Below are 1,220 nucleotides of genomic sequence, written 5' to 3'. Positions count from 1 at the left end.
GTTAAATCAGGCCGGTTTAAGTACCCTTGCGCTAAACCCGCTCCACCGATGTAAAGCTCACCCACCGCACCCAATGGACTTAATTGTTGCTCTGTACCTAACACAAATAACTTGGCACCGGAAATGGCTCTGCCTATCACCGGTTCATCACCTTCAATCAAACAAACAGTACTATCGACTGTACACTCAGTCGGCCCATAAACATTCCACGCGAAACGCCCTTGTAGATCTTGCCACTCAACTAAGGTCTCCCAAAAGCGTGGTGAAATGACTTCACCGCCTATCACGAGGTTCGGTAACTCACCTTGAGCCTCTGAGCTGAACCACATTTCTGCCAGCGACGGTGTACAATCCAACACCCCAATGTTCTGGCTGCGGATCCGATCTATCAGCTTATCGACTTGAACTTTTTCTTCATCGGCTATTAGCACCACTCGACGACCGCTCACCAGTTGCAACAATCCTTGTACCGAAGCATCAAAGGCAAAACTCGCTACCCATCCCCAGGCTTCATTACAGTGACAAACCGTCCATTGCGACATTTCGGTTTGTAAGTTCATCAACGACCCATGTTGAATCATCACTCCTTTGGGTTGACCTGTGGAGCCTGAGGTATAAATAACGTACGCCTGATGCTGTATGGTCACAGCACGCTCCGCCGTCACATTACTCCCTTCAAAACTGGCCAGCGCTTCACTCGTCACCCCCACAAATGTCGCTGACGATATATCATTGATTAACGCTCTGGTCGCTTCGTTACCCACCACACGACGTAAACCACTGTCTTCGATCATGTATCCTAGCCGCTCGACGGGATACTTCGGTTCTAACGGCACATATGCTGCCCCGACTTTTAATATCGCTAGCATCGCAATCACCATCTCAGGACAGCGTTCGATACAAATCCCCACGAGCTCGCCTTCTGCAACGCCCTCATTTAATAGACAACGAGCCAGTTGATTAGCTTGCTGATTCAATGCTTGATAAGTCAGTGTACTGTCCTGGTGATAGAGTGCTTCAGCCTCTGGATATTGCTCTACTTGTTGTTCAAACAGCGACACAATAGTTTGATCAGACACTAACGTCGCCAATTTAGGTGGCGTACCTTGACCGAAGTTCAGCCTTAACTGCTCTCGCTCTTCAGTACTTAACATCTCCAATGCACGAAGTGGCATATCTGGCTGCTCGACAGTTCGCGCCAAAGCCGAAAGCAACTCAGC

At 49.0% G+C, this 1,220-nt stretch carries 1 protein-coding gene; it reads right to left on the bottom strand.

What is annotated here, in order from left to right; genetic code table 11:
* On the bottom strand, positions 1-1,175 hold a 1,175-nt coding region (locus AN214_RS21685; protein ID WP_161805713.1), incomplete at its 3' end, for an AMP-binding protein.
* Between the last annotated feature and the right edge of the window lie 45 nt (positions 1,176-1,220).

This window comes from Pseudoalteromonas sp. P1-9 (genome assembly GCF_001399975.1).
In the GTDB taxonomy this organism is placed as follows: Bacteria; Pseudomonadota; Gammaproteobacteria; order Enterobacterales; family Alteromonadaceae; genus Pseudoalteromonas.
The sequence above is the reverse complement of the archived record's forward strand: the minus strand, read 5'-3'. Positions and strand labels throughout refer to the sequence as shown.